This is a genomic window from Streptomyces sp. NBC_00094 (assembly GCF_026343125.1).
Classification (GTDB): Bacteria; Actinomycetota; Actinomycetes; order Streptomycetales; family Streptomycetaceae; genus Streptomyces.
Window position 1 is genome coordinate 2,670,588 of the sequence record NZ_JAPEMB010000001.1, and the last position, 22,566, is coordinate 2,693,153.

Annotated in this window: 20 protein-coding genes; 4 read left to right on the forward strand and 16 right to left on the reverse strand. The window is 72.1% G+C overall.

The window, feature by feature from the left end; all coding sequences use genetic code 11:
• Positions 1–70: 70 nt before the first annotated feature.
• The 7 genes from OG580_RS11495 to hrcA all read right to left on the reverse strand — a co-directional run bounded on the left by OG580_RS11495 (position 71) and on the right by hrcA (position 6,714).
• A complete protein-coding gene (locus OG580_RS11495; protein ID WP_267043563.1) occupies positions 71–1,069 on the reverse strand; it encodes an adenosine deaminase in 999 nt (332 codons plus the stop codon).
• Between the two features lie 9 nt (positions 1,070–1,078).
• On the reverse strand, positions 1,079–1,981 hold the full coding sequence (locus tag OG580_RS11500; RefSeq protein WP_267043564.1) for a ribonuclease Z: 903 nt from the start codon (positions 1,979–1,981) through the stop codon (positions 1,079–1,081).
• Between the two features lie 3 nt (positions 1,982–1,984).
• Positions 1,985–2,344 carry a histidine triad nucleotide-binding protein gene (locus OG580_RS11505; protein ID WP_267043565.1) on the reverse strand — a complete coding sequence of 120 codons (360 nt, stop codon included), beginning with the start codon at positions 2,342–2,344 and terminating at the stop codon, positions 1,985–1,987.
• Between the two features lie 214 nt (positions 2,345–2,558).
• Positions 2,559–3,302 (reverse strand): 16S rRNA (uracil(1498)-N(3))-methyltransferase, encoded by a 744-nt coding sequence (locus OG580_RS11510; protein ID WP_267043566.1) that lies wholly within the window; start codon positions 3,300–3,302, stop codon positions 2,559–2,561.
• Entirely contained in the window at positions 3,299–4,381 is a 1,083-nt protein-coding gene (locus OG580_RS11515) for a nitronate monooxygenase (protein WP_267043567.1), read from the reverse strand. Before OG580_RS11515 ends, OG580_RS11510 begins: the two co-directional genes overlap by 4 nt.
• Before the next feature lie 173 nt (positions 4,382–4,554).
• Positions 4,555–5,694: a molecular chaperone DnaJ gene (gene dnaJ / locus OG580_RS11520; RefSeq protein WP_267043568.1), complete on the reverse strand. Its 1,140-nt coding sequence runs from the start codon at positions 5,692–5,694 to the stop codon at positions 4,555–4,557.
• Positions 5,695–6,714 (reverse strand): heat-inducible transcriptional repressor HrcA, encoded by a 1,020-nt coding sequence (gene hrcA / locus OG580_RS11525; protein ID WP_267043569.1) that lies wholly within the window; start codon positions 6,712–6,714, stop codon positions 5,695–5,697.
• A gap of 148 nt (positions 6,715–6,862) precedes the next feature.
• Here hrcA and OG580_RS11530 point away from each other — a divergent pair, with 148 nt between their 5' ends.
• Together OG580_RS11530 and OG580_RS11535 are read left to right on the forward strand one after the other, a co-directional pair.
• Positions 6,863–7,591, forward strand: coding sequence for an MBL fold metallo-hydrolase (locus tag OG580_RS11530; protein WP_267043570.1), 729 nt, complete (start codon positions 6,863–6,865; stop codon positions 7,589–7,591).
• 10 nt (positions 7,592–7,601) lie between these two features.
• Positions 7,602–8,408, forward strand: a complete 807-nt coding sequence (locus OG580_RS11535) for a DUF3097 domain-containing protein (protein ID WP_267043571.1) — start codon at positions 7,602–7,604, stop codon at positions 8,406–8,408.
• A 70-nt stretch (positions 8,409–8,478) separates the two neighbouring features.
• Here OG580_RS11535 and hemW read toward each other — a convergent pair whose 3' ends face one another.
• The 3 genes from hemW to lepA all read right to left on the reverse strand — a co-directional run bounded on the left by hemW (position 8,479) and on the right by lepA (position 13,747).
• Positions 8,479–9,711 (reverse strand): radical SAM family heme chaperone HemW, encoded by a 1,233-nt coding sequence (hemW, locus tag OG580_RS11540; protein WP_267043572.1) that lies wholly within the window; start codon positions 9,709–9,711, stop codon positions 8,479–8,481.
• An 87-nt stretch (positions 9,712–9,798) separates the two neighbouring features.
• Positions 9,799–11,676 carry a long-chain fatty acid--CoA ligase gene (locus tag OG580_RS11545; protein WP_267043573.1) on the reverse strand — a complete coding sequence of 626 codons (1,878 nt, stop codon included), beginning with the start codon at positions 11,674–11,676 and terminating at the stop codon, positions 9,799–9,801.
• Positions 11,677–11,881: 205 nt separating this feature from the next.
• Complete coding sequence (lepA, locus tag OG580_RS11550; protein ID WP_267043574.1) at positions 11,882–13,747, reverse strand: translation elongation factor 4; 1,866 nt, start codon at positions 13,745–13,747, stop codon at positions 11,882–11,884.
• Between the two features lie 185 nt (positions 13,748–13,932).
• On the opposite strand from lepA, the gene rpsT reads away from it, so the two are divergent.
• Positions 13,933–14,199, forward strand: coding sequence for a 30S ribosomal protein S20 (gene rpsT, locus OG580_RS11555; RefSeq protein WP_267043575.1), 267 nt, complete (start codon positions 13,933–13,935; stop codon positions 14,197–14,199).
• Between the two features lie 456 nt (positions 14,200–14,655).
• On the opposite strand, the gene holA is transcribed toward rpsT, so the two are convergent.
• Positions 14,656–15,642, reverse strand: a complete 987-nt coding sequence (gene holA, locus OG580_RS11560; protein WP_267043576.1) for a DNA polymerase III subunit delta — start codon at positions 15,640–15,642, stop codon at positions 14,656–14,658.
• A 182-nt stretch (positions 15,643–15,824) separates the two neighbouring features.
• Between holA and OG580_RS11565 the strand changes: the two genes are divergently transcribed.
• On the forward strand, positions 15,825–16,070 hold the full coding sequence (locus tag OG580_RS11565) for a hypothetical protein (protein ID WP_267043577.1): 246 nt from the start codon (positions 15,825–15,827) through the stop codon (positions 16,068–16,070).
• Between the two features lie 47 nt (positions 16,071–16,117).
• Here OG580_RS11565 and OG580_RS11570 read toward each other — a convergent pair whose 3' ends face one another.
• From OG580_RS11570 to OG580_RS11590, 5 genes are all read right to left on the reverse strand, one after another.
• Positions 16,118–17,002, reverse strand: coding sequence for a YceI family protein (locus OG580_RS11570; protein WP_267043578.1), 885 nt, complete (start codon positions 17,000–17,002; stop codon positions 16,118–16,120).
• Between the two features lie 88 nt (positions 17,003–17,090).
• Positions 17,091–17,993 carry an arylamine N-acetyltransferase gene (locus OG580_RS11575; RefSeq protein WP_267043579.1) on the reverse strand — a complete coding sequence of 301 codons (903 nt, stop codon included), beginning with the start codon at positions 17,991–17,993 and terminating at the stop codon, positions 17,091–17,093.
• A gap of 27 nt (positions 17,994–18,020) precedes the next feature.
• Complete coding sequence (locus OG580_RS11580) at positions 18,021–19,289, reverse strand: MFS transporter (RefSeq protein ID WP_267043580.1); 1,269 nt, start codon at positions 19,287–19,289, stop codon at positions 18,021–18,023.
• 5 nt (positions 19,290–19,294) lie between these two features.
• Complete coding sequence (locus tag OG580_RS11585) at positions 19,295–19,918, reverse strand: helix-turn-helix domain-containing protein (RefSeq protein ID WP_267043581.1); 624 nt, start codon at positions 19,916–19,918, stop codon at positions 19,295–19,297.
• Between the two features lie 44 nt (positions 19,919–19,962).
• Positions 19,963–22,482 (reverse strand): ComEC/Rec2 family competence protein, encoded by a 2,520-nt coding sequence (locus OG580_RS11590; RefSeq protein WP_267047973.1) that lies wholly within the window; start codon positions 22,480–22,482, stop codon positions 19,963–19,965.
• Positions 22,483–22,566 lie beyond the last annotated feature (84 nt).

Sequence of the window (22,566 nt, forward strand, 5' to 3'; positions counted from 1 at the left end):
CGCAGGCGCCTACCAGGCCCAGCCCCGCGCTCCCCGGCTCCCCGCGCTCCCCGGCTACTCGGCTACTCGGCTACTCGGCGCCGAACTCGTACGCCTCGACCTCCGCGAGGTACCGCGCCCTGCGCGCCTCGTCGTCCTCCAGGAACGACGCCTCGAAGGAGTTGCGGGCGAGCTCCCGGAGCTGCTCCGGCGACAGCCCCAGTGCCTCCCGTACCCCGGAGAAGTTGTCGCCCACGTACCCCCCGAAGTACGCCGGGTCGTCGGAGTTCACCGTCACCAGCAGCCCCGCCGCCATCATCGCCCGCAGCGGATGGTCGGCGAGCGTGTCGATGACACGGAGCCGGACGTTCGACAGCGGGCAGAGCGTCAGCGGCACCCGCTCGCGGGCCAGCCGGTCGACGAGCTCCGGGTCCTCCATGCAGCGCAGACCGTGGTCGACGCGCTCCACACCGAGGATGTCGAGGGCCTCGCGGACGTAGTCGGCCGGGCCCTCCTCCCCCGCGTGGGCGACCCGGCGCAGGCCGAGCCGGGCGGCCTCCTCGTACACCTCGCGGAACTTCGCGGGCGGGTGGCCCACCTCCGCCGAGTCCAGGCCGACGCCGGTGATCCGGTCCAGGTACGGCTTCGCGGCCTCCAGGGTGGCCAGGGCCGACTCGGCGGACTCGTCGCGCAGGAAGCACAGGATGAGCCGGGTCGAGATCCCGTACCGCTCCTCGGCGCGGTCGAGGGAGGCGCCGAGCCCCTCGATCACGGTGCCGATCGGGACTCCGCGCGCGGTGTGCGCCTGCGGGTCGAAGAAGATCTCGGCGTGCCGGACGCCCTGGGCGGCGGCCCGCTCCAGATAGGCGTCGGCGAGCTCCGTGAAGTCCTCGGCGGTGCGCAGGACCGCCATCAGTCCGTAGTAGAGGTCCAGGAAGGACTGGAGGTCGCTGAACCGGTACGCCTCGCGCAGGGCGGCGGTGTCCGCGTACGGCAGGGTGACGCCGTTGCGCGCGGCGAGCGCGAAGGCCAGCTCGGGTTCGAGGGTGCCTTCGATGTGGAGGTGCAGTTCGGCCTTGGGGAGGGGCATGGGGGGTGTCTATCTCTTCGGTACGGGGACCCGCATGAGGTCCTGGGCAATGCTCAGTTCGCCGTCGAACCCGGCCGCCCGCGCCTGCCGCTCGAACTCGGCCGGGTCGGAGTAGCGCTGCGAGAAGTGGGTGAGGACGAGGTGGCGTACGCCCGCGTCCCGTGCGACCGCCGCGGCCTGGCCGGCCGTCAGATGGCCGTGGTCGGTGGCGAGGCGGACGTCCTCGTCGAGGAAGGTCGACTCGATGACGAGCATGTCGGCGCCCTCGGCGAGGGCGTGCACCCCGTCGCAGAGGCGGGTGTCCATGACGAAGGCGAAGCGCTGCCCGCGCCGGACCTCGCTGACCTCGTCGAGGCTCACGCCGTTCAGGGAGCCCTCGCGCTGGATCCGGCCCACGTCGGGGCCCGTGATGCCGTGCGCGGCGAGCCGCTCGGGCAGGATGCGGCGCCCGTCGGGCTCGGTGAGGCGGTAGCCGTACGACTCGACGGGGTGCGAGAGCCTGCGCGCGTCGAGGGTGTACGTCTCGGTGACGGCGAGCGGCCCGTCGGCGGCGACGGGCGACTCGGTCAGCTTCACGGTCTCGCGGTAGGCCGTGGCGTACCGCAGCCGCTCGAAGAAGTGCTGTCCGCTCGCCGGGTAGTGGGCGGTGACCGGGTGCGGGACCTGGTCGAGGTTGATCCGCTGGATCACCCCGGCCAGGCCGAGCGAGTGGTCTCCGTGGAAGTGCGTCACGCAGATCCGGTCGAGGTCGTGCGCGGCGACCCCGGCCCGCAGCATCTGCCGCTGGGTGCCCTCGCCGGGGTCGAAGAGGATGCCCTGGCCGTCCCAGCGCAGCAGGTAGCCGTTGTGGTTGCGGTGCCGGGTCGGGACCTGGCTGGCGGTCCCGAGGACGACCAGTTCGCGTACGGACACGGCCTAGCCGGGGGGCCAGTTGAGGCCGCGGCCGCCCAGCACGTGCGCGTGCGCGTGGAAGACGGTCTGGCCGGCGCCGGCGCCGGTGTTGAGGACGATCCGGAATCCGTGGCCGTCGACCTTCTCCTGCGCGGCGACCTCGCCGGCCTCGCGCAGCACGTCGGCGGCGACGGTCGGCGCGGCGGCGGCCAGGGAGGCCGCGTCCGGGTAGTGGAGCCGCGGGATGACGAGGACGTGCGTGGGCGCCTGCGGGTTGATGTCGCGGAACGCGACGGTCGTCTCCGTCTCGCGGACGATCGTCGCCGGCACCTCCCCCGCCACGATCTTGCAGAACAGGCAGTCGCTCTGCGGCTCTCCGGCCATGGCCCGGGCCTCCTCGCCTCTGATGTGGATCGGTACGACGGGAATGCTATCCGCCGACACCGGCACGGTCGCGTCCCCCGGTCGGCCCAGGGGGCGCGTGGGGGGCGCCGCCCGAGGCGCCGACCGCTCTTCGACACCCTGACGGCCCCCGGAACCCCCGGTCGCCGCATCCCCTGCCCCGCGGGCAGACGGCGGCACTACTTTCCGGACACCCCTAGCTCCAGCGGCCCGTGCGCCCCAGGACCAGGGCCGTCGCCGCCGTACCGGCCGTGGAGGTGCGCAGGACGCTGCGGCCGAGGCGGTACGGCTTCGCGCCGGCCGCCTCGAAGGCCGCGAGCTCGTCCGGGGAGACTCCGCCCTCGGGGCCGACGATCAGCACGATCGAGCCCTTCTCGGGGAGTTCGGCGGTGGCGAGCGCGCCGCTGGGGTGGTCGCGGTCCTCGTGCAGGACGGCGGCGAAGTCGGCGGCCGCGAGGAGGGCGGCGAGCTGCTTGGTCGTCATCAGGTCGGCGACCTCGGGGAAGCGGGTGCGGCGCGACTGCTTGCCGGCCTCGCGGGCGGTGGACCGCCACTTGGCGAGCGCCTTGAGGCCCCTGTCGCCCTTCCACTGGGTGATGCAGCGGGAGGCGGCCCAGGGCACGATCGCGTCCACCCCGGTCTCCGTCATGGTCTCCACGGCGAGCTCGCCCCGGTCGCCCTTGGGGAGCGCCTGGACGACGGTGATCCGGGGCGTCTCCTCGGCGTCCTCGTGTACCTCGGCGATCCGCACGGTCAGCTGGTCCTTGCCCTCGGCGGCGAGCACCACGCACTCCGCCCAGCGGCCCCGGCCGTCGGCGAGGACGAGCTCCTCGCCCTCCCGCAGCCGCTTCACGGAGACGGCGTGCCGGCCCTCGGGCCCGTCCAGGAGGAAGCTCCCGGGGCCGGGGACGGTGTCGACGACGAAGACGGGTGCGGTCATGGGGCGCTCCTGTGGGCGAGCTCGGAGAGGGCGGTGTCGAGTTCGGCGGCCAGCACCTCGACCAGCTGCCCGGCGGGGAGTTCACGGGCCAGCCGGTGGCCCTGCCCGGCCCACAGGGCCATGCCCTGGGCGTCGCCCGAGGCGGCGGCGGCCTTGCGGAGCGGGGTGGTGAGGTGGTGGACCTCGGGGTAGGCGGCGGGGGCGTACGGCCCGTGCTCGCGCATGAAGCGGTTGACGAGTCCGCGCGCGGGGCGCCCGGAGAACGCCCGGGTGAACGCGGTCCGGGTGAAGAGCGGGTCGGTCAGGGCCCGCTTGTGCAGGGGGTGCGCGCCCGACTCGGGGCAGCCGAGGAAGGCGGTGCCGAGCTGGGCGGCGTCGGCGCCGGCCGCGAGGGCTGCGGCGATCTGCGTGCCGCGCATGATCCCGCCGGTGGCGACGATCGGCAGGCCGACGCTCTCGCGGACCTCGGTGACGAGGGCGAGGAGGCCGGTCCCGGGGGTGCCGTCGCCCTCCGGGTCGTCGCGGTGCGTGCCCTGGTGGCCGCCGGCCTCGACGCCCTGGACGCAGACGGCGTCGGCACCGGCCCGCTCGGCGGCGAGGGCCTCCTCGGCCGAGGTGACGGTGACGAGCGTGAACGTTCCGGCACGGGCGAAGGCGGCGAGCGTGTCGGCGGCGGGGCAGCCGAAGGTGAAGGAGACGACGCGGACCGGGTCGTCCAGGAGGATGGCCAGTTTGGCCTCGTAGGCGTCGTCGCGGGAGTCGTCGGCCTCGCCGAGCGGGGTCTCGTACCAGGTCGCCTCGCCGGCGAGCTGGTGGCGGTAGACCTCGACGGCGGCGGGGTCGGCGTGCCTGCTGCTCTGGGGCATGAAGACGTTGACGCCGAAGGGGCGCGCGGTGAGCCCGCGTACCTGCTTGATCTCCTGGTACAGGCCTCCGGCCGTCTTGTATCCGCCGGCCAGGAAGCCGAGCGCACCGGCCTCGCAGACGGCTCCGACGAGCTCGGGACAGGAAGCGCCACCCGCCATGGGGGCCTGCACGATCGGGAACCGAAAGAGATCGTTCAGTGCGGTGGTGGACATACGGGCATCGTTTCATGGCCGTGCGGCCGGGCCGAATCGGTACGTCAGGTAACGGAAGCAGGCCCTCCGGAAACGGGAAGGAGCGGGTCGGAACGGGGAAGGAGCGGGTCGGAACGGGAAAGGGGCGGAACGGCTCATCGCCGTCCCGCCCCTCCCCGCATGCTGTCGTCCGGTCAGGTCCGCCCGTTGAAAGCGTCCTTCAGGCGCGAGAACAACCCCTGCTGCCCCGGCTGGAACTGCCCGGTGGGCCGCTCCTCGCCGCGCAGCTTGGCCAGCTCGCGCAGGAGGCGTTCCTGCTCGGCGTCGAGCTTGCCCGGGGTCTGCACCTCGACGTGCACGATCAGGTCGCCCCGGCCGTTGCCCCGCAGGTGCGTGACGCCGCGTCCGTGCAGCGGGACCGACTGGCCGGACTGGGTGCCCGGGCGGATGTCGATCTCCTCGATGCCGTCGAGGGTCTGCAGCGGCACCTTCGTGCCGAGCGCGCCCGCCGTCATCGGGATGGTCACCGTGCAGTGCAGGTCGTCGCCGCGCCGCTGGAACGTGTCGTGCGGCGTCTCGTGGATCTCGACGTACAGGTCACCGGCCGGACCACCGCCGGGGCCGACCTCGCCCTCGCCGGCGAGCTGGATCCGGGTGCCGTTGTCGACACCGGCCGGGATCTTCACGGTGAGCGTGCGGCGGGAGCGGACCCGGCCGTCGCCCGCGCACTCGGGGCACGGGGTCGGGACGACGGTGCCGAAGCCCTGACACTGCGGGCAGGGCCGGGAGGTCATGACCTGGCCCAGGAAGGACCGGGTGACCTGGGAGACCTCGCCACGACCGCGGCACATGTCGCAGGTCTGCGCGGACGTGCCGGGCGCGGCGCCCTCACCCGAACAGGTGGTGCAGACGACGGCCGTGTCGACCTGGATGTCCTTGGTGGTGCCGAAGGCCGCCTCGTTGAGGTCGATCTCCAGGCGGATCATGGCGTCCTGGCCGCGGCGGGTCCGCGAGCGCGGTCCGCGCTGCGAGGCCGTACCGAAGAAGGCGTCCATGATGTCGGAGAAGTTGCCGAAGCCGCCGGCACCGAAGCCGCCCGCGCCGCCTCCGCCGGAGGCCGAGAGCGGGTCGCCGCCGAGGTCGTAGACCTGCTTCTTCTGCGCGTCCGAGAGGACCTCGTACGCGGCGTTGATCTCCTTGAAGCGTTCCTGCGTCTTGGGATCGGGATTGACGTCCGGGTGCAGCTCGCGCGCGAGCCTCCGGAAGGCCTTCTTGATCTCGTCCTGGGAAGCGTCGCGGCGCACGCCGAGTACGGCGTAGTAGTCCGTGGCCACTTACGACTCCGCCAGGATCTGTCCGACGTAACGTGCCACTGCGCGTACCGCTCCCATCGTTCCGGGGTAGTCCATGCGGGTCGGTCCGACCACGCCGAGTTTGGCGACTGCTTCGCCGCCCGAACCGTAGCCGACCGAGACGACCGAGGTGGAGCTCAGCCCCTCGTGGGCGTTCTCGTGCCCGATGCGTACGGTCATGCCCGATTCCTTGGCCTCGCCGAGCAGCTTGAGGAGGACGACCTGCTCCTCCAGGGCTTCCAGGACGGGCCTGATCATCAGGGGAAAGTCAGGTCCGAAGCGGGTGAGGTTGGAGGTGCCGCCGATCATCAGCCGCTCCTCGTGTTCCTCCACGAGCGTTTCGAGGAGGGTCGCCAGCACGGTCGAGACCGTGGCGCGGTCCTCCAGCTCCTCGAAGGACTCGGGAAGGTCCTGCACCAGCTGCGGCACGTCGGCGAACCGGCGGCCGACGACCCGGCTGTTGAGCCGGGCGCGCAGGTCGGCGAGGGAGGTCTCGCCGAAGGGCGCGGGGCAGTCGATGACGCGCTGCTCGACGCGGCCGGTGTCCGTGATGAGCACGAGCATCAGGCGGGCCGAGGCCAGCGAGAGCAGCTCCACGTGCCGGACGGTCGAGCGGGTCAGCGACGGGTACTGGACGACGGCGACCTGCCGGGTCAGCTGCGCGAGCAGCCGTACCGTGCGGCCGACGACGTCGTCGAGGTCGACCGCGCCGTCGAGGAAGTTGTGGATGGCCCGCCGCTCGGGCGTCGACAGCGGCTTGACGCCGGCCAGCCGGTCGACGAAGAGCCGGTAGCCCTTGTCGGTCGGGATGCGGCCGGCGCTGGTGTGGGGCTGGGCGATGTACCCCTCCTCCTCCAGCACGGCCATGTCGTTGCGGACGGTGGCCGGCGAGACGCCGAGCTTGTGGCGCTCGGTGAGCGCCTTGGAGCCGACCGGCTCCTCCGTCCCGACGTAGTCCTGGACGATGGCGCGCAGGACCTCGAGTCTGCGTTCGCTGAGCATTCGTGCGCACCTCCAGCTGTCGTCGTCGTTCCGGTTGCTCCGCTTTTGGCACTCACCGTGTCCGAGTGCCAGCAATCCCCCGGCCAGTGTACGGCGGCGGGCAACGCTCCTGGCAAGGAGGCGGCGGCGCACCGGCTAGCGTCGCCTCATGGATGTCGATTGGGAAGCGTACGGCTGGGAGCGGCTCGGGGTCGGAGTGGGCAGGCGTCGGCTGCCCGGCTGGGACGCCACGGTGGGCCTGGTCGTGGGCGCACGGGCGCTCCTGCTGTACGACACGGGCTCGACGCTCACGGAGGGCGCGGAGCTGCGGACGCAGATCGAGGCGTTGACGGGCGGCCGAAGAGTGACGCACATCGCACTGAGTCACCCGCACTTCGACCACGTCCTCGGCACGGCGGCGTTCGCGGGCGCGGAGGTCTTCGGCGCGGTGGGGGTGGACGAGCTGCTCGGCCGGGAACGGGACCGGGAGGACCTGCGCAGGGACGCCGTCCTGCAAGGCGTCGACGCCCGGGAGGCGGCGGAGGCCGTCGACGTCCTCGTGGCCCCGCGGCACATGGTCTCCGGCGAGTGGACGCTCGACCTGGGCGGCCGCCAGGTGCTCCTGGCGAACGTCGGCCCCGGCCACACGGGCCACGATCTGGTGCTCTGCGTCCCCGGTTCGCGCGAGGTCGTCTTCTGCGGGGACCTGGTGGAGGAGTCGGGTGAGCCGCAGGCCGGCCCGGACGCGATCCCGTCCCGCTGGCCCGACGCGCTGGACCGGCTGCTGGCGCTGGGCGGTGAGGAGGCGGCGTACGTGCCGGGGCACGGCGCGGTGGTGGACGCCACGTTCGTACGACGCCAGCGCGAGGAACTGGCACAGCGCTTCTCCGTCGCATAACGTCGCCCGAATGCGCAGCTACGACCCGGACCTGACGCCCTCTTGGAAGCGCTCGGCACCCGTCCCGGAGGTCCCGGCGGACCACGACCTCGTCGTCGAGGAGGTCACCACGGGCTTCTGCGGGGCGGTGATCCGCTGCGAGGCGGGGACGGTGACGCTGGAGGACCGCTTCGGCAAGCACCGGGTCTTCCCGCTGGAGCCGCGCGGCTTCCTGCTGGAGGGCCGGGTGGTCACCCTGGTCCGCCCGTCCGCCGCCGCACCGGTACGCCCCACCCGTACGGCCTCCGGCTCGGTCGCCGTCCCGGGCGCGCGGGCGCGCGTGGCGCGGGCGGGCCGGATCTACGTGGAGGGCCGGCACGACGCCGAACTCGTCGAACGGGTCTGGGGCGACGACCTCCGGATCGAGGGCGTCGTCGTCGAGTACCTGGAGGGCATCGACGACCTGCCGTCGATCGTCGCGGAGTTCGGTCCGGCACCGGACGCCCGCCTGGGCGTCCTGGTGGACCATCTGGTCCCGGGCTCGAAGGAGTCGCGGATCGCCGCGCACGTGACGTCCCCGGACGTCCTGGTGGTCGGCCACCCGTACATCGACGTCTGGGAGGCGGTGAAGCCGTCCTCGGTGGGCATCAGGGCCTGGCCGAGGGTCCCGCGCGGCCAGGACTGGAAGACGGGCGTCTGCCAGGCCCTGGGCTGGCCCTCGGACAACACCGGCGCGGTATGGCAGGCGATCCTCAAGCGCGTGAACTCCTACAAGGACCTGGAGCCGGTGCTACTGGGCCGCGTGGAAGAACTGATCGACTTCGTGACGGCCCCCTGACGAGCCTCCGCCCCTGCTCCCCCCGCACCCCGACGCGCCGCGACCCCGGCCATGACCCGCCGGACAGGCCCTAGTCCACCAGGTCCCGCACGACCGCGTCCGCGAGCAGTCGCCCCCGCAGTGTCAGGACCGCCCGCCCGGCCTCGTAAGAGGCCGGGTCGAGAAGCTCGTCCGCCAGCGCACGCGCCGACGCCGCAAGCCCCGCCGGCTTGAGGATCGACAGCTCGACGCCGTCCCGGAGCCGCAGCTCCAGCAGGATCCGCTCGACGCGCCGGTCCTCCTCCGAGAGGATCTCCCGCCCCGCGCCCGGCGACTTCCCGGCGGCAAGGGCCGCCGCGTACGTCCCGGGGTGCTTCACGTTCCACCAGCGGACGCCCCCGACGTGCGAGTGCGCCCCGGGCCCCGCGCCCCACCAGTCCGCGCCGCGCCAGTACAGCTCGTTGTGGAGGCAGCGCCCCGCCTCCGAAGTGGCCCAGTTGGACACCTCGTACCAGGAGAAGCCCGCCTTCTCGAAGGCCTCTTCGGCGATCAGATAGCGGTCGGCGTGCACGTCGTCGTCGGTCATCGGCACTTCGCCGCGCCGGATGCGACGCGCCAGCTGCGTCCCCTCCTCGACGATCAGCGCGTAGGCGCTGACGTGGTCGGGCCCCGCGCCGATCGCCGCGTCGAGCGACGCCCGCCAGTCGTCGTCGGTCTCCCCGGGCGTGCCGTAGATGAGGTCCAGGTTGACATGGTCGAAGCCGGCGGCACGCGCCTCGGCGACGCACGCCTCGGGGCGCCCGGGGGTGTGCGTACGGTCGAGGATCTTCAGGACGTGCTGCTTCGCGCTCTGCATGCCGAAGGAGATCCGGTTGAAGCCGCCCTCCCGCAGCTCGGCGAGGTACGCCGGGTTCACCGACTCCGGATTGGCCTCCGTCGTCACCTCGGCGTCGTCCGCGAGCCCGAACTCGTCACGGATCGCCCCCAGCATCCGTACGAGGTCCCCGGCGGCGAGCAGCGTCGGCGTGCCGCCGCCGACGAAGACGGTCCGCACCGGCCTGAGGTCGTCGCCGAGGACCTTCCGGGCGAGCCGGATCTCCTCGACGACCTGCTCGGCGTAGTTGTCCCGGGAGGCGAGCACACCGCCCGTACCGCGCAGCTCGCTCGCCGTGTACGTGTTGAAGTCGCAGTAGCCGCACCGCGTCGCGCAGTACGGCACGTGCAGGTAGAACCCGAGCGGCCGCTCCCCCGCCCCTTCGAAGGCGTGCGGGGGCAGCGCCCCGTCGTCGGGAACGGACTCACCATCGGGCAGTACGGAAGGCATGAGCCCATTGTCCCGTACTGCCCGAGGTAACCGACCTGCCTGTGGACAACCGCGATCCGCGCAGGTCAGGACTGGCGCGCCCTGACGTCAGGACTCGCGCGAGCCCGCGTACATCTCCTCGATGAGCTCCTTGTACTCCCGCTCCACCACCGGCCGCTTCAGCTTCAGCGACGGGGTCAGCTCGCCGTGCTCGATGTCGAGGTCACGCGGCAGCAGGCGGAACTTCTTGATCGTCTGCCAGCGCTGGAGGCCCTCGTTGAGGCGGTCGACGTAGCCCTGGATCAGCTTCTGGGTCTGCGGGGCGGCGACGATCTCCGCGTACGACTTGCCCGCGAGGCCGTGCTCGGCGGCCCAGCCGAGGAGGGAGGGCTCGTCGAGGGCGATCAGCGCGGTGCAGAAGTTCCGGTCGGCGCCGTGGACGAGGATGTTCGAGACGAACGGGCAGACGGCCTTGAACTGGCCCTCGACCTCGGCCGGCGCGATGTACTTGCCGCCGGACGTCTTGATCAGGTCCTTCTTGCGGTCGGTGATCCGGAGGTAGCCGTCGTCGGACAGCTCGCCGATGTCGCCGGTGTGGAACCAGCCGTCGGACTCCAGGACCTCGGACGTCTTCTCCGGCAGGCCGTGGTAGCCCTCCATGATGCCGGGGCCGCGCAGCAGGACCTCGCCGTCGTCGGCGATCCGGACCTCGGTGCCGGGGAGCGGCTTGCCGACGGTGCCGGTGCGGTAGGCCTCGCCCGGGTTGACGAAGGAGGCGGCGGAGGACTCCGTCAGGCCGTAGCCCTCCAGGATGTGGATGCCGGCGCCGGCGAAGAAGTAGCCGATCTCGGGGGCGAGCGCGGCGGAGCCGGAGATGCAGGCGCGGAGGTTGCCGCCGAAGGCCTCGCGGATCTTGCCGTAGACGAGGGCGTCGGCGACCTTGTGCTTGGCGGAGAGGCCGAAGGGCGTGGAGGCGGTGCCCGTACGGCGGAAGTTGTCCTGGCTGACCTTGGCGTAGTCGCGGGCGACCCCGGCCGCCCACTGGAAGATCTTGTACTTGGCGCCGCCGGCGGCACGGGCCTTGGCGGCGACCCCGTTGTAGACCTTCTCGAAGATGCGGGGCACGGCCGCCATGTAGGTCGGCTGGACGACCGGCAGGTTCTCGATGATCTTGTCGACGCGGCCGTCGACGGCGGTGACGTGCCCGACCTCGATCTGGCCCGAGGTGAGGACCTTGCCGAAGACGTGCGCGAGCGGCAGCCACAGGTACTGGACGTCGGCCTGGGTGACGAGACCCGTGGCGGCGATGGCCTTGGCCATGTACGACCAGTTGTCGTGCGGCAGGCGGACGCCCTTGGGGCGGCCGGTGGTGCCTGAGGTGTAGATGAGGGTGGCGAGCTGCGTGGAGGTGATCGCGGCGACCCGCTCCTTGACGGCCTCGGGGTGCTTCTCCAGGTACGCGCGGCCGCGCGCCTCCAGGTCGGCGAGGGAGAGGACCCAGTCGCCGTCGGTCTCCACGCCCTCGGCGTCGACGACGACGACGTGGCGGAGGTCCGGCAGGTCGGCACGGCGCTCGACGGCCTTCGCGAGCTGCGTCGCGTCCTCGGCGATCAGGACCCTGGACTCGGAGTCGGAGAGGATGAACGCCGACTCCTCGGCGTTGGTCTGCGGGTAGACCGTGGTGGTCGCGGCGCCCGCGCACATCACACCGAGGTCGGCCAGGATCCACTCCACCCGGGTGGCGGAGGCGAGGGCGACGCGGTCCTCGGGCTGCAGGCCGAGGTCGACGAGGCCGGCGGCGATCGCGTAGACCCGCTCGGCGGCCTGCCCCCAACTGAGCGACTTCCAGTCGTCCGGACCTGTGCCCGAGGCGGCGGGCACCGGGTACCGGTAGGCCTCCGCGTCGGGGGTCCGCTCGACGCGCTCAAGGAAGAGCGTCGCCACGGAGGGCGGCCGGTTCTCGATCAGGGTCTGTGTGTCGCTCACGACGTCCTCCGGGCGGCGGCGGTGCCTGCTGGCGGTGCGTAACTACGTAACTAACTGGTGAGTAACCTTCGATTCGGGATCAGAGTAAAGGGCCGGGGACCGGCGCGTAAGGGCTTGCAAGACGCCGCTTCATAACGAACGGGTCCACGCGCCGTCGACGCGTGGACCCGTTCGATGCACAGGGCAGCTACTCGCCGCCGGCCGGCTACTTCTTCTTGCTGGACGACTCGTCACTCGACAGGACCGCGATGAAGGCCTCCTGCGGCACCTCCACCGAGCCGACCATCTTCATGCGCTTCTTGCCTTCCTTCTGCTTCTCCAGCAGCTTCCGCTTACGGGAGATGTCACCGCCGTAGCACTTCGCGAGGACGTCCTTGCGGATCGCTCGGATGGTCTCGCGGGCGATGACCCGGGAGCCGATCGCGGCCTGGATCGGCACCTCGAAGGCCTGCCGCGGGATGAGCTCGCGCAGCTTGGCGACGAGCCGCACACCGTAGGCGTACGCGGCGTCCTTGTGGGTGACGGCGGAGAACGCGTCCACCTTGTCGCCGTGCAGCAGGATGTCGACCTTGACCAGGCTGGAGGCCTGCTCGCCGGTGGGCTCGTAGTCGAGGGAGGCGTAACCGCGCGTCTTGGACTTCAGCTGGTCGAAGAAGTCGAAGACGATCTCGGCGAGGGGGAGGGTGTAGCGGATCTCCACCCGGTCCTCGGAGAGGTAGTCCATGCCGATCAGGGTGCCGCGACGGGTCTGGCACAGCTCCATGATCGCGCCGATGAACTCGCTCGGGGCCAGGATCGTCGCGCGTACGACGGGCTCGTACACGTCGTCGATCTTGCCCTCGGGGAACTCGCTCGGGTTCGTGACCGTGTGCTCGCTGCCGTCCTCCATGACCACGCGGTAGACCACGTTGGGGGCGGTGGCGATCAGGTCGAGCCCGAACTCGCGCTCGAGCCGCTCACGGATCACGTCGAGGTGGAGGAGCCCCAGGAAGCCGACGCGGAAGCCGAAGCCGAGCGCGGCGGAGGTCTCCGGCTCGTAGACCAGCGCGGCGTCGTTCAGCTGCAGCTTGTCGAGGGCCTCGCGGAGGTCCGGGTACTCCGAACCGTCCAGCGGGTAGAGGCCCGAGAACACCATCGGCTTGGGGTCCTTGTAGCCGCCGAGCGCCTCGGTCGCGCCCTTGTTCAGGGAGGTGATCGTGTCACCGACCTTGGACTGACGGACGTCCTTCACACCGGTGATGAGGTAGCCGACCTCACCGACGCCGAGACCGTCGGACGGCGTCATCTCCGGAGACGAGACACCGATCTCGAGCAGCTCATGGGTGGCGCCGGTCGACATCATCTTGATGCGCTCGCGCTTGTTGAGCTGCCCGTCGACCACTCGTACGTAGGTCACGACACCCCGGTACGAGTCGTACACGGAGTCGAAGATCATCGCGCGGGCGGGAGCGTCGGCGACACCGACCGGGGCGGGAACGTCCCGAACGACCCGGTTCAGCAGCGCGTCGACACCGACACCGGTCTTCGCGGAGACCTTGAGGACGTCCTCCGGCTGGCAGCCGATGAGGTTGGCGAGCTCCTCGGAGAACTTCTCCGGCTGGGCGGCCGGCAGGTCGATCTTGTTCAGCACGGGAACGATGGTCAGATCGTTCTCCATCGCCAGATACAGGTTGGCGAGGGTCTGTGCCTCGATGCCCTGGGCCGCGTCGACGAGCAGGACCGTGCCCTCGCAGGCCGCCAGCGAACGCGAGACCTCGTAGGTGAAGTCGACGTGCCCGGGGGTGTCGATCATGTTCAGGATGTGCGTCCTGCCCCCACCCTGCCCGTCGGTGGGTGCCCACGGCAGCCGGACCGCCTGGGACTTGATCGTGATGCCGCGCTCCCGCTCGATGTCCATCCGGTCGAGATACTGGGCACGCATCTGCCGCTGGTCGACCACACCGGTCAGCTGGAGCATCCGGTCGGCGAGCGTGGACTTGCCGTGGTCGATGTGCGCGATGATGCAGAAGTTGCGGATCAGAGCCGGGTCGGTACGGCTCGGCTCGGGCACGTTGGTAGGAGTCGCGGGCACGCAGGGTCTCGTCTCGGGGCGATGTCGGATCGATACGTAGGCTCCATGGTCCCATGCCCGTCGCCCTGTGCCCGGTTTGGGCGGCCCCGCGGGTGACTGATAGTGTGGACAGCTGTGTCTCGTGTGCCCTCTCAGCCTGCGAGTCACACTCCAGAAGGAACATCGAACCTGTAAAGGCTCTTTTCGTGGCGAACATCAAGTCCCAGATCAAGCGGAACAAGACCAACGAGAAGGCGCGCCTGCGCAACAAGGCCGTCAAGTCGTCGCTCAAGACCGCGATCCGCAAGGCCCGTGAGGCTGTCGCCGCGGGTGACGTCGAGAAGGCCATCGTGGCTTCCCGCGCCGCCTCCCGCGCGCTCGACAAGGCTGTCTCGAAGGGTGTCATCCACAAGAACGCCGCCGCCAACAAGAAGTCGGCGCTGGCCACCAAGGCTGCCGCTCTCCAGGGCTGAGCTCTGATGTAACCGGTCGCACGGGACCCAGCGGGCCCTCTCTCCCGCTCCCGCCCGACCACCAGGACTCGCACGCGGACGCGTTCGCCACGCGGGTGCGAGCCCACCCAGCTGAACGACAAAGGCCCCGCCAGACTCCTTCCCCAGGAGCCGACGGGGCCTTCGCCGTACCCAAGACCACCACAGACGGGACGGGGCGGGTCACCGCAGGGCCGCCCGCGGGCGGGACCGGGGAACAGTGCGGACGCGGCAGCGCGAAGCCATCGCGGACGGCGTCGGACGGCAGCCCGGGCACCCGGGGCTCACGCCGCCGAAGGCAGGACCCGGGCGCGGCCCGGACACGGCACCGCTAAGCCGCCCGCAGACGGGACCGGGCGCAGCCCGGAGCATCACCCCCCACCAGCCCCGGCAGGGTTTCGGGAAGGGGCGGGGTGGGGGAATCAAACCGCCCCGCCCCTACCTCCGCAGCCGCGCCGCCCGCGCCACCGCGACCACCGCTTTCTCCAGGGCGTACTCCGGATCGTCGCCCCCGCCCTTCACCCCCGCGTCCGCCTCCGCGATCGCCCGCAGCGCGAGGGACACCCCGTCCGGGGTCCAGCCCCTCATCTGCTGCCGCACGCGGTCGATCTTCCACGGCGGCATGCCCAGCTCACGCGCCAGGTCCGCGGGCCGCCCGCCCCGGGCGGACGAGAGCTTCCCGATCGCCCGCACGCCCTGCGCGAGCGCGCTCGTGATGAGCACCGGCGCCACCCCGGTCGAGAGCGACCAGCGCAAGGCCTCCAGGGCCTCAGCCGCCCGCCCCTCCACGGCCCGGTCGGCCACGTTGAAGGAGGAGGCCTCCGCGCGGCCGGTGTAGTACCGCCCGACGACGGCCTCGTCGATCGTCCCGTCGACGTCCGCGACCAGCTGCGCGCACGCGGACGCCAGCTCCCTCAGGTCGCTGCCGATCGAGTCCACCAGCGCCTGGCACGCCTCCGGCGTCGCCGCGCGTCCGAGCGCCCGGAACTCCTGCCGTACGAACGTCAACCGCTCCGCCGGCTTCGTCGTCTTCGGGCAGGCCACCTCCCGCGCCCCCGCCTTGCGCGCGGCGTCGAGCAGGCCCTTGCCCTTGGCGCCGCCTGCGTGGAGCAGGACGAGCGAGATGTCCTCGATCGGGTCGTCGAGGTAGGCCTTGACGTCCTTGATCGTGTCTGCCGAGAGATCCTGGGCGTTCCGCACGACCAGCACCTTGCGCTCGGCGAAGAGCGAGGGGCTGGTCAGCTCCGCCAGCGACCCGGGCTGGAGCTGGTCGGAGGTGAGGTCGCGCACGTCCGTGTCGGCGTCGGCGGCCCGTGCCGCCGCCACCACCTCCTGGACGACGCGGTCGAGGAGCAGGTCCTCCTGCCCCACGGCGAGCGTCACGGGTCCGAGGAGGTCGTCGGGGGAAGTCTTTCTGGTGGCCATCGCGATCCAGCATCCCACGGACGACTGACAGCGAGGCCCGACAGCCCTGGACGTCCGTCCTGCACCTCGGCCGTGCACCTCGCCCATGCACCTCGGCCACACACCTCGGTCGCACACCTCGGTCACGCCCGACAGCCCCGCCCGACAGCCGCGCCCCGACGGCCATGCCGGAGAATGGCGGCGTGAGCGAACGACGACACGTACTGGTACTCCCCGACCGCGACACCGCCGAGGAGGTCGCCCAGGAACTCCCCGACCGTTTCGGCGTGGCCGAGGCGCCGCAGCTCGTCCGGGACGCCCTGGCCGGGGAGGACGACGCCGAGGACGCCCAGTGGCTGGTGGTCGTCGAGGACCCCGCGGGCCGGCTCGACCCGGCGGCGCTCGACGAACTCGCCGCCGAGTACGAGGGCTGGCTGGAGGCCCCGTAACCGACCCTCACGCCCTGCGTCCTACGCCCTACGCCCGGCCCTGGCCCCTACGCGGACTTGCGGACGATCTGTATGTCGAGGTCGATGCTGATGCTGGACCCGACGGCCGCGATACCGCGCGCGAGCAGCGTCTGCCACGTGAGGGTGAAGTCCTCCCGATGCAGCTCGGTGGTGGCCCGGCAGGCCCCCCGGGTCTCGCCCTCCAGGCCGTTCCCGAGGCCCAGGTACTGGGTGTCGAGGGTCACCGTGCGACTGACGCCATGCAGGGTGAGCGCCCCGCTGACGGCCCAGCGACTGCCGCCCCGGTGGACGAAGCGCTCGCTGTAGAACTCCAGCGTCGGGTACGCGCCGACGTCGAGGAAGTCGCCCGAGCGCAGATGGTCGTCGCGCATCTGTACCCCGGTGTCGATGGAGGCCGCGTCGATGACGACGTGCATCGCCGACTGCTCCATGCGGTCGGCGATCCGCACCGCGCCGGCGAAGCTGTTGAACCGGCCGTGGATGCGGGCGAGGCCGATGTGGCGGGCGGTGAAGCCGATCTGCGAGTGGGTCGGGTCGATCTCCCAGTCGCCGGGTTCCGGGAGCTGTGGCTGCGGGGCGACCTGGAGCAGTACGTCGCCGACGCCCGTGTGTCCGCCCTCGGCGACGACGGCGCTGCCGTGGTACGGCGTGTACCCCTCGGCGGTGACCGCGAGCCGGTACTCGCCCGCCGGCACGGTCGCGAGTGCCGTGCCGTACGGGTCGGTCTCCCCGCCCAGCACCTTGCGCCCCGCCGCGTCGCTGAGGACGAACTCGGCCTGCCGGACGGGTTCGTGTACGGGATCGATGACGCGGCAGCTCAGCACTCCCGCCGAGGCCGGGACCTCGACTCCGGCGAGCGGTCCGCCCCGTGCGGCACCCGCCGCACGCTTCCCGAAGAGACGATCGAACATTCTTCACGCACCCCCGCATGACTCGTTCACTATGCAACGAAGTGGCATTCGATCACCGGTGAGGCGTTCGAGGCAAACGAACCAAGTGTTACCGAGGGTCCGAATTGGGGATTCCGCTTAGCGGGTCCAGAGCGTCCGGACGTGCCGTCTCGGGATCGCCCTCCGGAGCGACCGGCAATGCGTCGAGCACGATGCCGAAAAGGTCCCGGTACACGCCGAGCACCTCCTCGTCCCGCTCCTCCTCCAGGAGCCGCTCGACGCGCTCCCCGTCGACGCGGGTGACCAGCTTCCGGCCGCTGAGGGTGATCCGGCCGTCCTCGGTGAGCAGGGAGCAGACGAGGGAGCGCGGGAAGTGCGAGTCGGGCGAGGTCCGGTGGTACCAGGCTCCGGCCGTGAAGTCGGCGAGCTCCCGGGGCCGCGGCTCCAGCCGGTACTGCGGCTTCCCGTCCCGCAGCACGTCCAGATCGCCGTCGGCGGCCTCCTGGACACGGAAGCACCCGCCCGGGTCCTCCTGGTCCCCGCGCTCGTCGAACGCCAGCGGGTAGTGGCTGTGGTCGCCGAAGCCGACGTCGGCCAGCCACCGCTCCCCGTCGGCCGTCTCCACGAGGAGCGCCATGTGGTCGTACGGGATCCCGAGCCTCCCCTCCTCGTCGATCACCCGGGCCTGGAGCAGCGAGACCCGGTAGCCGAGCTCCCGCAGCAGGACCGCGAACGTGGTGTTGATCTCGTAGCAGAAACCGCCCCGCCGACCGCCGACCACCTTGCCGATCAGCGCCTTCTCGTCCAGGACGATGTCCTCGCCGAGGTGGATCGAGAGGTTCTCGAAGGGCACGCTGCGCAGGTGTCGCACGTGCAGCTCGCGCAGGGCGGCGGCATCCGCGCGTACGGGCCGCCCCGCGCCGATCCGCGCCAGGTAGGCGTCGGCGTCCGGCAGGACCGGGTCGGACGGAGCGTGGTCCGGGAGGGCGTGGGTGTCCGGTTCGGTACTCATCCGGGCAGTCTCTCCCCTGCCGCGCGCTCAGGCCGCTCCGACGGGGGCCGGCTCCTCTTCGCTGGTGGGCAGCTCGCGCATCCGCGCCAGCGGCGAGGGCAGCAGCCAGAGCACGGCGAGGACGGCTCCGCCGGTGGCGATCCACAGCGTCGGGCGCAGCCCGATCGCGGTGCCGAGCAGACCTCCGGCGAGCGCGCCGAGCGGACGGAATCCGTGGTTGAGCGTGCGGAACGCGCCCATGACCCGCGCCCGTATCGCGTCGGGGATCGCCGCCATCTGGAACGATCCCGCGGCGATGTCGACGATCATCACCCCGGCGCAGGAGAGGAACTCCGCCGCGAAGAGCACGGCCACCACCAGCGGAAGCGGTCCGCCGGCCAGGGGTATCAGGAGCAGGGGCAGCGTGAACCCGAGGAAACCGGTGACGAGCGAGGCGCCGATGCCGATCCGCCGGACGACCGCTCCGCCGCACACCGCCCCGACGAGACCGCCCACCGCTCCGGCCCCGAGCATCAGACCGAGCAGGCCGGCGTCGATGCCGAGGTCGGCGGTCACGTAGAGGACGAAGAGGGTGTGGAACATGTAGTTGAAGAACTGGACGGTGCCGGAGGCGGAGAACAGCGCGCGCATCGAGCGGTCGTGGACCACCCAGCGCAGCCCCTCGGTGAAGTGCCCCTTGGCCACGGGGGCCGGCGGGGGTTCGACGGGCTTGATCCGGGCCAGGTAGCCGGCCGACACCACATACGTGAGGGCGTCGGCGACCAGGGCCAGAGGGGCGGTGAGGACCTGGACGAGGACGCCGCCGATCCCGGGCCCCGCGAGCCAGGACATCGAACGGCTCCCGTTGACCAGCGAGTTCGCCTGCACGTATCGCTCGGTGGGGACGAGCGCCACGAAAAGCGTGGTGTTGCAGACCTCGAAGAGCACGGTGAGCGCGCCGACCCCGAAGGCCACCGCGTACAGCTGACCGAGCGTCAACGCGTCGAGCGCGTAGGCCACGGGGAGCGTCAGCATCAGCGCCGCCCGCCCGAGGTCGGCCGCGATCATCACGCGTCTGCGCCGGGCCTGTCGGTCGGCCCAGGCACCGAGCGGCAGGTTGAGCAGGAGGGCGGGGAGGAGTTCGGCGGTCTTGAGCCAGCCCATCTCGGCGGCGTCGGCGCCGAGGATCAGGACGGCGGCGAGGGGGATCGCGATGAGCGAGATCTGGTCCCCGACGAGCGAGATGGTCTGCCCGGTCCAGTAGCGGCGGAAGGTCCGCTCGCGCAGCAGTGCCGGTATGCGTTCCACGAGGGCCATCTCCCTCACTCCGCCTCTCGGTTGCCGGGGATCTCCTGATCCAGGTAGGCCATCCGCACGATGCTGACGGCCCGGGTTCCCTCCGGCCTGAGGGACGGGTCGGACTCGCGCCCTTCGTAGGGCCGGAGCAGTGCGTCGATCCGCTCTCCGAGGTCGATCAGCTCCGCGGGGGTGAGGTAGAGCAGGGAGTCGCTGAACTGCCCGGCCTCCCGCCACTCCTTCGGCAGCGCGTGCCGGTTCTCCATGGACCGGGTGACCCGCTCGAAATAGCGCTCGGCCACGGCGGCGCTCAGCGCGTCGGCGGCCTCCGCGACCGTCGAGTCCTCGCTGTACTCCGGCCACTCCGTGTACCGGGCCGTGGCCCGCCAGGGCTTCTCCCGCCCTCGCCCGCCCGGCGCCTCCTCCACGAGGCCGTACTTGGCGAGTATGCGCAGGTGGTAGGAGCAGCTGGCCACGGATTCGCCGGTCAGCTCGGCGGCCCGGGTGGCGGTGAAGGGGCCGACACTGCGCAGCAGTCCCACCAGGGACATCCGCAGGGGGTGGGCGTAGGCCCGCAGGGCGCGCGGGTCGGTGAGTCGGATACTGCGGGGCTGCTCGTCCCCTGGAGGCGGTTCGCTGATCTCCGGCATGATGAAAAGGTATCTTTAGAAAGATTTCTTTACAAGGACTTCTCTCATCGGAACACCTCCCGTCCCTGCACCTCGCCTCCCCTCGCTACGGCCACCAACCCGCGCCCCGCCCCCACCACCGCGATCGCCCCGTCCCGGTCGGTCCGCAGCACCCGCGCCCCACCGGCCAGCAAGGCCTCCACCGTCCGGGGCGAAGGATGCCCGTACGGGTTGTCGCGCCCCGCGGACACGAGCGCGAGCCGCGGCCGCACCGCCCGTATCAGCCCCGGATCCTGATGCGCTGAGCCATGGTGGGCGACCTTGAGGACGTCCACCGGTCCGAGCCCCGGACTGCTCCGCAGAAGCCCGCGTTGAGCCGGTGGTTCGAGGTCACCCAGGAGCAGCAGACTCAGCCCTCCCGCGGCACGGACGAGAAGGGTGACACTGGAGTCGTTCGCCCCACCGCCCGACACCCCGGCACCCACCGACGGCCAGAGCACCCACCACTCCAACGCCCCGATCCTCCGCTGCTCCCCGCGCCCGGCCCGAACCAGCGGCACCCCCGCGGCGGCCGCCGTCCGCCGCACGAACGCGGCTTGAGCGGGCGGCTCTTCGAGCCCCGTGGTCTGGATCGCCCCCACGGACCGCCCCCGCAGCACCCCGGTCAGCCCGGCCACGTGATCGGCATGGAAGTGGGTGAGGACCAGCAACGGCACCCGCCGCACCCCGAGTTCCCGAAGACAACGGTCCACCGGTACGGGGTCGGGGCCGGCGTCCACCACGACGGCCGCGTCACCACCCGCCGCCAGCACCGTCGCGTCCCCCTGCCCCACCTGGCACATCGCGAACACCCAACCCGGCGGCGGCCACCCGGTGACCCACCGGGCCACCGGCACCGGCCGCACGACCACCAGGAAGAGCACCGCCGCGACGAACGCGCCGAGCCACCCCCGGTACGGCAGCCTGCGCGCCCCGAGCAGCACGAGCCCCGTGACCAGCGCGAGGACCAGCCCGCCCCACCACCCACCGGGCCAGGCCAGCTGCGCCCCGGGCAGCTCCCCACCCGCGCGGGCGACCCCCGCGATCCACCCGGCGGGCCACCCCGCCGCCCACGCGACACCCGCCGCGGCCGGCTCCCACACCTGCGCCAGGGCGAGCGCGGCGAATCCGAGCACCGTCGCGGGCGCGACCGCCAGTTCGGCGAAGAGGTTCGCCGGAATCGCGACCAGACTCACCCGGGCGGCGAAGACCACCACGACCGGCGCGCACACCGCCTGCGCCGCGAGGGAAGCCGCCAGCGCCTCCGCGAGCCGCCCCGGCACCCGGCGTCGCCGCAGCGCCTCGCTCCACCGCGGGGCGATCGTGAGGAGCGCCCCGGTGGCCAGGACCGAGAGCAGGAACCCGTAACTCCGCGCCAGCCAGGGGTCGTAGAGCACGAGGATCAGGACGGCGGCGGCCAGCGCGGGGATCAGCGATCTCCGACGCCCGGTACCGATCGCGAGCAGCACGACGAGCCCACAGGCGGCGGCGCGCAACACGCTCGGATCCGGCCGGCACACGACCACGAAGGCCAGTGTCAGCACTCCCCCGGCCACGGCCGTCACCCGCAACGACAGCCCGAGCCGCGGAGCGAGCCCACCCCGCTCCACTTGGTGCGCCCTCCCGGGGCGGCCGATGAGCAGCAGCAGGACGACGCCGAGGTTGCTTCCGGAGACCGCAAGGAGGTGAGTGAGGTCCGTGGCTTCGAAGGCGTCCCGCAGCTCGGGCCCGATCCGGGAGGTGTCTCCCACGACCAGCCCCGGCAACAGGGCCCGCGCGTCCGGTGCGAGCCCCTCGGTGGCCCTCCGCAGCCCGGCCCGCAGCTCTCCCGCCGTACGCTGCGGAGCGCTCGGCGGACCGACGATCCGCGGCGGACCCGCTCCGTCGGCCTTCGCCACCGCGGCGAACGGTTCACCCGGGCGCAGTGGCGGCGCGAGCCGGGCCTCGACCCGCAGCCGGGTCGAGGGAAGGAGCCGCAGCCACTCCTCCCGCCCCTCCCCCGGCGGCACGACCAGCAGCACCGGCGCCCGCGTCCGGTGGACCGCGCCGTCCGACCGCTCGACCCGGGTCACCTCGCCGTCCAGGAGGACCGAGACCGGCGCCATCGCGTTGCCCCGCACCCGGGGCCGGGTCAGCCGCGGATCGGAGGTGACGGTGACCTCCAGCTGCGCCCGGCCGTACTCCCGCGCCAGGCCCGGCACGGGACCGCGTCGCAGGTCCGCCGCGTGCAGCCCCGCCGAGGCCGCCCCGACCGCGGCGCAGAGCAGGACTCCCGCCCACGCGGTCGCCCGTAACCGCCACCCGGCGGTCACCGGAGCGCCCGGCACCGCCCCCGGCCCGCCGCCGCCCGAGCCCCCGACCTCACGGGACCCACGAGCCCTGCGCGCCCCACGAGCGTCCGCGATACGCCGGGCCAGGGCCGGCGTCAGCAGGATCACCGCCCCCACCAGGCAGACCGCGACACCGGCGATCGTCCACCACCCGGTGACGCCGACCGCACAGGCCGCGGCCGCCCAGGCCGCCAGCGCGAGCGGCACGAGCCGCAGATCGACCGGCCCCTCTCCGCGCGAAGCCCCCGCGCCCCTCTCCCCCCGCTCCTCCCGCTCCTCCCGCTCCTCCCGCTCCTCCCG